Here is a 9,399-nt window from a genome sequence, read left to right as displayed (position 1 = left end):
GACCGGGCCAATCAGGTCTGGGCGCTCGATACGAGCTATATCCCGATGGCGCGCGGCTTCGTATATCTGACGGCTGTAGTGGACTGGGCGAGCCGTCGGGTGCTGGCACACCGGGTGGCGATCACGCTGGAGAGCTGCCATGCTGTCGAGGCGCTGGAGGAAGCGTTTGCGAAATACGGCCTGCCTGAGATCGTCAACACGGATCAAGGCAGCCAGTTCACCGCAACCGAATTCACCGACGCGGTGCTCAGCCGGAGCGTTCTTCTGTCCATGGATGGAAAAGGCGCCTGGCGTGACAACGTGTTCGTTGAACGGGTGTGGCGCAGCGTCAAATACGAAGAGGTCTATCTGAAAGCCTACGACTCGGTCAGCCACGCCCGGTGCTCAATCGGCAACTACCTGAGCTGGTACAACCAGAATCGGCCTCATTCTAGGCTGGCCGATCAGACACCGGATGAAGCATACTTCGCCACGCTGCCAGCGATAAAATCGGCAGCTTGATTGCCTCAGGGATTCCACTTGAAAACTCGCGGATCCTGTCCGAACGAATGAGGCCACCTCTGGAAATCAGAGTCGCGGTCGGTAACCACAGTCATATAAACCGACCAACCGTTTATTACTGGGGGGCTCCGTGTGCATTTGAGGTTGGGCATTACTGCTCAATTGCTCAGGGAGCAACATTCGTGCTAGGCGGCGAGCATCCGAAGCTTTCGTTGTCTACGAACACGACGCTGCATCAAATAAATGCTTCCAATAGATGGAAGGGAGACGTCTTCATTGGCAACGATGTCTGGGTCGGCGCAAACACCACCATCCTTTCAGGCGTTACGATCCACACCGGAGCGATCATCGGGGCGGGCGCCACGATCAGCAAAGATGTTCCTGCTTACGCGATAGTCGTCGGTAATCCGCAGCGCGTTCTGCGTTATCGCTTCGAGCCAGACGTGATAGCCCGATTACTCGACTCACGTTGGTGGGAACACAATCCGGAGACGTTGAATCCGCTCTTGATGAAAAGCACAGATATAAATGATTTTCTGATGCTGTTCGAGAATTCGGTTTGAGGGATGGCGAATTCGTTTGGCGTCTTGTTCATTTGCTTCTCGTTCAACGATGAGGAATGCGTCTCTGAAGGACCATGGGTGATGAAGCCGCATTTCCCTCTCTACAAAACTCCTGTAGGCGTGTCCGATACCGGCTCCGCTTGCGGCATCGACGCTTTGCCGATCCTAGCTGTATTCTCTTGTGCGGAATCGCCTTGCCCGTTATCACCGAGCAGATCCTACTGCCAAAAATCAGTTGACCCAGGCGCTTCGATGCGGACAACCGCTTCTTCGCGCAATCTATCGACAAATCATCGGATCAGTTCGAGCGGCCACGATTGTTAGGCACACGCAGTGTTTGCCGTTGCACCACTGATCGCCACCTGAAAAACCGCGAGGCACGCGAGTGTCATGCAAATCACGCCAAGTTTTCGACAAGCCTGACGCTGATTGCGGCGTTTCGTTAAGTGGCGCACTCAACTTCTAACCAGACTGCCTCATATTCCGATCATGATCATTAAATAAAAAATCGGGGCGTGCCGTGTCAGCCATTCTTTCAGTTGTCGTCCGCGGTGCCACCGCCAGCCTCCACTATCTCGGGCGTCGAGACAAGAAGCCGGAGGTGACAGCGGATGCACTCGCACATGTCTATCGTGAAGCGCTCGAAACGCTCGCCGAGCTTTCGGGCGTCGTGTTCCGAGTCATGTATCAGACTGATCCTGAACGGCCTTGGCCCAAGGCCGTGCTTGAGGAACTCGAACGCAAGCACGCTGAAATCAAAGACCTGGCGAACACGTTCGGCCATCTGCTGCAAGTGGATGCCCTTGAAGCCTTGCAATTCATCGCCAATGGCGAGGCACGTCAGGCAGGCATGCAACAGTTCCTGGAAGCTATCGACGCCGCACATCGGGTGGTCAGTCGACAGTGTCGTCTTGCTCAACAGAGCTGATCTAGCGATTGCAAGCGTTGTCGTAATGCAATGGTCACTCGGCGCCAGGCGCCTGTAGTGATGATGCCTCTTGCTCCGCGAATACGTCCTTTGTCAATCGACCGTCGGACAGGGACCACCGTCGCACATCCTGGACTTTACGAATGCATCGCCGCCAGAGAATTGCCGTGCTGCTCGAGATGGGCCGACTCGTCGTGCGAAACCCGAGAGTTGCCTATCCTCTTCTGACCGTGCTCTCACGCACGTGCGCGGAAAAATGGGCGGCAGTCGCCATGCCGAAGTTCATACGCGAAAATGGGCGCGCTAAAACGTTCCGATAGATTTACGCGCTACATGCAATGCAATTAGCACCGAACTTGCGGCGATCGCGATGATTGGCCGTGCCTGCCTTAACGCGATTTTTACGCGACGCTCAGCGACCCGCTCACCGCATAAAAATGCAAGGCACCGAACCGGCGGTTAGAAGCTCGACGGACTCATCCGCCGTTAGTCCGCACAGAAGCGCTATTTTGTCCGGTCGATGCATCGCAATTTCTGCGGCGTATGGATAACGAAGAACAGTCGACGCATTTGACAATACTGTCGCCCTAATCAAACTTTCCGAAGCGCTATGGCACCGCTTGCTTCAAAGCACGTGAAAGCTAATCGCTGCTTTTCTCAATTGCGCATGACTTTGCACGCTGAAAAGTAGCTCGTAGAGCAAACGTTTGCGGTATGCTCGCCGAAACCGTCTGTAGTTTGTTCCGAAGCGATTGATTCATCGGTTTCCACTGCAGATCGGAAACAAGAAAGCATCGTCTCCCTAAAGCAATCGCCCGCTTTTACTCAGACTTAAAAGGCACAAAAACCACTTGTAAGTCAGGCCCTTAAGCTCTAATCTTAAAGTGACGTATAAGGAACGCCGCCTGATGCCTTCGCTTGCTCTCGCGCCTGTCGTTCAAAGGCAACCGCTTTCAGCCCGAACTTCCAGTTTACGTCTCGAAGTCGCGAGATGGTTCGTTTCGGTGTCATCCGCGCGCGTTACACGGTTCGGCCGCATCTATCTGGGCGGGAGCCGCTATGTATGTGTGAGCGCATACAAGAATGGCGGGCGCTTTGCGCTGTACTTCTTCCATCACGGACCTGATGACTGGCGTATCTATCCGCCTATGGGTATGGGGCCGAGCCTTGTGTACTGGTCGGTTGGTGTAGTGGCGCCAAGCGCGAACCTGACCGTCGGCTGATAGATCCAACCCATGCTTTGTGATTCGCCATTGTGCGGGTAGACCGGCACCATACAGCCCATGTTCTTCGCGCAGTCGCACTCGGAACGCAATGCACACAGACCAAAAAAATGCCGCGAATCCGTCGCGGCATTGGTCATTCCTACAAGACAAGCGGCATTCAGCCACCGAGCAAATCGATCACCTGCGTGATCTCCTTGCGCAACTGATCGACATCGACGCCCGCTGAAGGCGCAGCCGCTACGCCCTCGATATCTTCGGCTTCGGCGTCATCGTTGATCGGGCGGCCTTGCGAATCAAGCCGATTACGCGCGCCGTTGATGGTGAATCCCTGCTCGTATAGCAGTTCGCGAATCCGCCGGATCAGCAGCACTTCATGATGCTGATAGTAGCGCCGATTGCCGCGCCGCTTGACCGGCCTCAGCTGCGTAAACTCCTGCTCCCAATAGCGCAGCACGTGCGGCTTGACACCGCACAGCTCGCTGACTTCGCCAATCGTGAAATAACGCTTGGCCGGGATCGGAGGCAAGACGACTTTTTCCATCGTCGATCAACCATCTTGGTGAGTGATGTCGATGAAGCACGGCAAGCAAAAGCGATTCGCGCGATGTTCAGCGCATGAGCGAATTCAACGTGTGAGACCTGACTCCGCTCCCGTTTCCACCAGCGCCTTCAACTTCTGACTTGCATGAAATGTGACGACCCGCCGTGCCGCGATAGGAATGGCTTCGCCAGTCTTCGGATTGCGTCCCGGACGCTGCGGCTTGTCGCGCAACTGGAAGTTGCCGAAGCCGGAGAGTTTGACGCTATCGCCGCTTTCGAGCGCGTCGCGAATGACTTCGAAGAAGGCTTCGACCATGTCTTTCGCTTCGCGCTTGTTCAAGCCGACGTGGTCGAACAGCATCTCGGCCAGTTCGGCTTTCGTGAGCGTGGGCGTGTCATTGGACACGGCGCCCGAAGTCGGGATATCTCGGGTCATGGCGCTACGCTGCGCCGAAAGAAGGGCTTCGAAATCACTCGAGTTCATTTGGTTCATATCGGTAAAACGGCGGACGACGATGAAGACGGACTAAGCCAACTGCAGGCCAACTACATGCCCAACCGCAGGCTATCCGCGCAACCGCGCGCCGTGTACTCGAGCCAGGCGATCCACCAGCGTTTTGATGGCCGTATCGACCGTTTCATCCTGAAGCGTGCCGCCAGTATCTTGCAACGTAACACGGAAGGCAAGACTTTTCTCGTGCTCCGCCAACCCTCCGGAAGTATTTGATTTTGGACGAAATTCGTCGAAAAGCGCAACCCTTGTGACGTGCTTGCAGGCAGGTTCGGAACGGGCATTTTCAAGCTCGTCGAGCAACGCCTGGAGCGGTACTTTCTGATCCACGACGACGGCGATATCACGCCGCACGGGCGGGAATTTCGACACTTCCGAAGGCGCCGGCAGCGCGCGATCCATCAACGCGTCCGCTTCGATTTCGAAGAGGATCGGCGCATGCGGCAGGTCGTACTTTTGCTGCCAGCGCGGATGCAGTTCTCCGATCCAGCCCACCGCCCGGCCCGCCACTTCGACACGCGCGCTGCGTCCCGGATGCAGCGCCGGATGCTCCGCCTTCACGAAGCGCGGTACGACGGGAGCGAACAGCGCTTCGACGTCGCTCTTCACGTCGAAGAAGTCGACGCTGCGCGACGGCGCGCCCCATTGCTCGTCTAGCGCGGGACCGTAGGCGAGACCGCCGATCATCTTCGGTTGCGCGAAACCTTCGACAGCCAATTCGCCCGCCGTAACCGATGCATCGCGCAGAAACACACGCCCTGCTTCGAACACGCGAATACGGTCCGCGCGCCGGTTCAGGTTGTAGCGCAGCACGTCGATCAGACTGCCGAACAGCGTCGTGCGCATGACCGAAAGCTGACTCGCGATCGGATTGATGAGCTTCACCGGATTGTCGTTGCCGGCGAAATCCTTCTCCCAGTCGGCATCGACGAAACTGAAGTTCACGGTCTCCGAATAGTCGCGCGCGGCCACGGCATGACGCAATGTGTGAATCGAGCGCTTTGTTTCGTTCGTGCGCCGCATTTCGCTGGCAGCAACCGGCGGGCGCGCGGGGATTTTCTCGAAACCGTAGATACGCGCGACTTCCTCGATCAGATCTTCCTCGATCTCGATATCGAAGCGATAAGCCGGCGGCGTCACGCTGAAGGTATCGCCGTCGCGCTCGAAAGCGAGATTCAGACGCGTGAAAATCTGCGCGATCTCGTCCACGCTAATGTCCACGCCAATAATGCGGTGCGCGCGCGACACGCGCATGGTCACCGGATGACGCTCGGGCACGTTGACGGTCTGATCGTCCACCGGGCCGGCTTCGCCGCCGCAGATGTCGAGGATCAGTCGCGAAATGCGTTCGATATGCTCGACAGTGGTCGAGTAATCGACACCGCGTTCGAAGCGATGCGCGGCGTCCGTCGAGAAGTTGTATTTGCGCGCACGGCCGCGAATGGCGTCCGGCCACCAGAAGGCGGCTTCGAGATAGATGTTGGTGGTATCGAGCGTGACAGCCGTGCTGTCGCCGCCCATGATGCCCGCGAGGCTTTCGACCTGCGCGCCGTCCGCGATCACGCCGACGGTTTCATCCAGTTCGACAGTGTTGCCGTTGAGCAGCTTGAGCGATTCGCCCTTCTTGCCCCAACGCACTTCGATACCGCCGTGAATCTTGTCGAGATCGAACACGTGCGAGGGACGGCCGAGTTCAAGCATCACGAAATTCGAGATATCGACGAGCGCCGAGATGCTGCGCTGACCGGCGCGTTCGAGGCGCTCGACCATCCATTGCGGCGTCTTCGCGCGCGCGTTCACACCGCGAATCACGCGACCTGAAAAGCGTCCGCACAGATCCGGCGCGAGGATCTTCACCGGCAGCTTCTCGTCGAGCTTGACCTCGACCGGCGGCATGTCGAGCGACTTCAACGTCGCGCCCGTGATCGCGGCGGTTTCGCGCGCGACGCCAAAAACCGAAAGGCAGTCCGCCTTGTTCGGCGTGAGCTTGATCTCGAAGACGGTGTCGTCGAGATTGAGCGCTTCGCGAATGTCTTGTCCGATCGGCGTATCGGCCGGAAGGATCAGCAAGCCGCTATGGTCTTCCGAGAGCTTCAGTTCGCGCGCCGAGCACAGCATGCCCTGGCTTTCGACACCGCGCAGCTTCGAGAGCTTGATTGCGAAAGGCGCGCCACCGGCTTCGGCAGGCGGCAACTCCGCGCCGACCAGCGCGACTGGCACCTTGATACCGGGCGTCACGTTCGGCGCGCCGCACACGATGTTCAACTGCTCGCCCGTGCCGGCATCGACCTGACAGACGTTGAGCTTGTCGGCGTCCGGATGCTTCGCCACTTCCAGCACTTGTCCGACGACGATCTTCTTGGTCGGCGGCGCGACCGGCCTCAGGTCTTCGACTTCTAGACCGGCCATCGTGAGTGCGTGCGCAAGTTCGTCGGTCGTGAGTGAGGGATCGACGAAGCTTCGGAGCCAGGATTCTGGGAATTGCATGTGTGTCTACGTTCGAATGAGGTGGTGTCTCTCGCCCGGTTGCTGTTGCCAAACCGGGCTCCGCGGGCCGTGCGGCGTTTAAGCGAACTGGCGCAGAAAACGCAGGTCGTTCTCGAAGAACAGACGCAAGTCCTGCACGCCGTAACGCAGCATGGCGAGACGCTCGAGGCCGCTACCGAACGCAAAACCGATATAGCGCTCCGGGTCGAGGCCCATGTTGCGGATGACGGTTGGATGTACTTGACCCGAGCCGGAGATTTCCAGCCACTTGCCCGCGTTCTTGCCGTGTTCGAACATCATGTCGATCTCGGCCGACGGCTCCGTGAACGGAAAATACGACGGGCGGAAGCGCACGAGAATGTCGTCGCGCTCGAAAAACTTCTTGAGGAAATCGGTATAGACGCCCTTCAGGTCCGCAAAGCTGATGTTCTCTTCGATCCACAGGCCTTCGACCTGGTTGAACATGGGCGAATGCGTGGCGTCGCTGTCCACGCGATACGTGCGGCCCGGCACGATCACCTTGATCGGCGGCTTGTTCATGCGCGCGTAGCGCACTTGCATCGGGCTCGTGTGCGTGCGCAGCAACAGCGGGCGGCCTTCGGCATCTTTACCGTCGACGTAGAAGGTGTCCTGCATCGAGCGCGCCGGATGGTTCTCAGGGCTATTGAGCGCCGTGAAGTTGTACCAGTCGGTTTCGATCTCGGGACCGTCCGCGACATCGAAGCCGATCGTGCCGAAGATGCGCTCCACGCGCTCCCACGTGCGCATGACCGGATGCAGCGTGCCCGTGCTCGCGCCGCGTCCGGGCAAGGTAACGTCGATAGCTTCGGCGGCGAGCCGCTGGTTGAGGAGCGCGTCGGCCACCGCCTGACGACGCGCGTTGAGCGCCGCTTCGACTTGCTGCTTGGCCACGTTGATACGCGCGCCTTCGGTCTTCTTCGCCTCCGGATCGAGCTTGCCGAGACCCTTCAGCAGTTCGGTCAGCGCGCCGGATTTGCCGAGAAAGCGGGCCTTCGCGTTTTCGAGCGCGGCGGCGTCGGAGGCTTCTTCAAAGGCGCTTTTTGCGTCGGCGACAATCTGGTCCAGATCCATTGATCCCATCTTTTCAACGTCGAAGTTCTAACTGAATTACGGTTTGGCTTATGCGCACGATTGGTTCGTACGCCTCACATGCGATAAGCAAAACCGTCCGACCAACAAAAACGGGGCTCGGTGAGAGCCCCGTTTTCTACCTTCGCGCCACCCGAACAACCGGACGACGCTCAGGCGAACCACGCAGTACTAATTTCGCAATTAGGCTGCAACGGCGGCTTTCACCTGATTCACGATCGCAGCAAAAGCAGCCTTGTCGAACACAGCCATGTCGGCCAGCACCTTACGGTCGAGTTCGATCGAAGCCTTCTTCAGGCCGTTGATGAACACGCTGTACGTCATGTCGTGCTGACGCACCGCCGCGTTGATACGCGTGATCCACAATGCGCGGAACACACGCTTCTTGTTGCGGCGATCGCGATAGGCGTATTGCCCTGCGCGCATGACCGCTTGCTTGGCGATGCGATAGACGTTATTGCGACGGCCGCGGTAACCCTTGGCCAGACGGATGATCTTCTTGTGACGGGCCCGTGCGGTAACCCCACGTTTTACTCGAGGCATGTTGCGCTCCTATGAGTGTCGGTTAAGGGTTAAGCGAACGGCAACATTGCGCGGACGGAGTTCAGATTTGACTCATGAACGGCCGTCGTGCCACGCAAATGGCGTTTGTTCTTGGTGGTTTTCTTGGTAAGAATGTGGCGCTTGAAGGCCTGACCGCGCTTGACGGTACCGCCCGGACGCACCACGAAGCGCTTTGCAGCACTCTTCTTGGTCTTCATCTTCGGCATGAAACTACTCCAGTTTATTAGATGGTCATGGGTGTGCGGATGATCCGTCAAACAAACATCGGACCCCTTGCCGCCCTTCGAAACCCACGCTCCACTTATGTGCGGACAGCCTTTTGTGGCTACCGCTTTTCATGAGCGGCGTCACTAAAGTGACGCCAGCCCTGAAACCACTCGCGATGCCGCGCTCTCGCTTTTCGACGGCGCGCGATCCAACGCTTTACGACGCTCGTTACTTACCCTTTTTCTTCGGGGCAAGCACCATGATCATCTGACGCCCTTCCATCTTCGGCATTTGCTCGACCTGGCCGTATTCGTCCAGATCCGTCTTCAGACGTTCGAGCATGCGCATGCCGATTTCCTGGTGCGCCATTTCCCGACCGCGGAAACGCAACGTGATTTTCGTCTTGTCGCCGTCTTCGAGGAAGCGCGTGAGGTTACGCAGCTTGACGTTGTAATCACCGTCGTCCGTGCCGGGGCGGAATTTGACTTCCTTCACCTGCACGATCTTCTGCTTGAGCTTCGCCTCGTGCTGCTTCTTCGCTTCCGAGTACTTGAACTTGCCGTAATCCATCAAACGGCAGACAGGCGGTGAAGCCTGCGGCGCGATTTCGACCAGATCCACGTCGAGCTGTTCCGATTGACGGAAAGCCTCGGCCAGTTTCACGATTCCGAGCGGCTCGTTGTCCACTCCGACCAAGCGCACTTCCGGCGCAGTGATTTCACCGTTGATGCGATGTGACGACTTATCAGTAGCGATGTTACG

At 58.0% G+C, this 9,399-nt stretch carries 10 protein-coding genes; 3 read left to right on the top strand and 7 right to left on the bottom strand.

From position 1 onward, the window contains the following. The 3 genes from NCT03_RS06030 to NCT03_RS06020 form a co-directional block, all read left to right on the top strand. Nucleotides 1-501 (top strand): DDE-type integrase/transposase/recombinase (locus NCT03_RS06030; RefSeq protein ID WP_250492230.1); only part of this gene is annotated, 501 nt, incomplete at its 5' end. A gap of 182 nt (nt 502-683) precedes the next feature. Continuing rightward, on the top strand, nt 684-1,064 hold the full coding sequence (locus NCT03_RS06025) for a CatB-related O-acetyltransferase (RefSeq protein ID WP_250492229.1): 381 nt from the start codon (nt 684-686) through the stop codon (nt 1,062-1,064). A gap of 520 nt (nt 1,065-1,584) precedes the next feature. Then, a complete protein-coding gene (locus NCT03_RS06020) occupies nt 1,585-1,992 on the top strand; it encodes a hypothetical protein (protein ID WP_250492228.1) in 408 nt (135 codons plus the stop codon). A 1,383-nt stretch (nt 1,993-3,375) separates the two neighbouring features. On the opposite strand, the gene NCT03_RS06015 is transcribed toward NCT03_RS06020, so the two are convergent. From NCT03_RS06015 to infC, 7 genes are all read right to left on the bottom strand, one after another. Continuing rightward, a complete protein-coding gene (locus NCT03_RS06015) occupies nt 3,376-3,759 on the bottom strand; it encodes a MerR family transcriptional regulator (protein WP_250492226.1) in 384 nt (127 codons plus the stop codon). An 84-nt stretch (nt 3,760-3,843) separates the two neighbouring features. After that, complete coding sequence (locus NCT03_RS06010; protein ID WP_244827703.1) at nt 3,844-4,251, bottom strand: integration host factor subunit alpha; 408 nt, start codon at nt 4,249-4,251, stop codon at nt 3,844-3,846. Between the two features lie 72 nt (nt 4,252-4,323). Next, entirely contained in the window at nt 4,324-6,756 is a 2,433-nt protein-coding gene (gene pheT, locus NCT03_RS06005) for a phenylalanine--tRNA ligase subunit beta (protein WP_250492225.1), read from the bottom strand. Between the two features lie 78 nt (nt 6,757-6,834). After that, nucleotides 6,835-7,848: a phenylalanine--tRNA ligase subunit alpha gene (gene pheS / locus NCT03_RS06000; RefSeq protein ID WP_250492224.1), complete on the bottom strand. Its 1,014-nt coding sequence runs from the start codon at nt 7,846-7,848 to the stop codon at nt 6,835-6,837. A gap of 201 nt (nt 7,849-8,049) precedes the next feature. Beyond that, the gene (rplT, locus tag NCT03_RS05995; RefSeq protein WP_050454097.1) at nt 8,050-8,409 is read right to left on the bottom strand and encodes a 50S ribosomal protein L20; all 360 of its coding nucleotides are present in this window, start codon (nt 8,407-8,409) and stop codon (nt 8,050-8,052) included. 29 nt (nt 8,410-8,438) lie between these two features. Further along, on the bottom strand, nt 8,439-8,636 hold the full coding sequence (gene rpmI / locus NCT03_RS05990) for a 50S ribosomal protein L35 (protein WP_244827700.1): 198 nt from the start codon (nt 8,634-8,636) through the stop codon (nt 8,439-8,441). A gap of 229 nt (nt 8,637-8,865) precedes the next feature. Further along, the gene (infC, locus tag NCT03_RS05985; protein ID WP_074168877.1) at nt 8,866-9,393 is read right to left on the bottom strand and encodes a translation initiation factor IF-3; all 528 of its coding nucleotides are present in this window, start codon (nt 9,391-9,393) and stop codon (nt 8,866-8,868) included. Nucleotides 9,394-9,399: the final 6 nt, after the last annotated feature.

The sequence above is a fragment of the Caballeronia sp. GAWG1-1 genome, from assembly GCF_023631465.1.
GTDB lineage: Bacteria > Pseudomonadota > Gammaproteobacteria > Burkholderiales > Burkholderiaceae > Caballeronia.
This window is presented reverse-complemented; position numbering and strand designations above follow the sequence as displayed.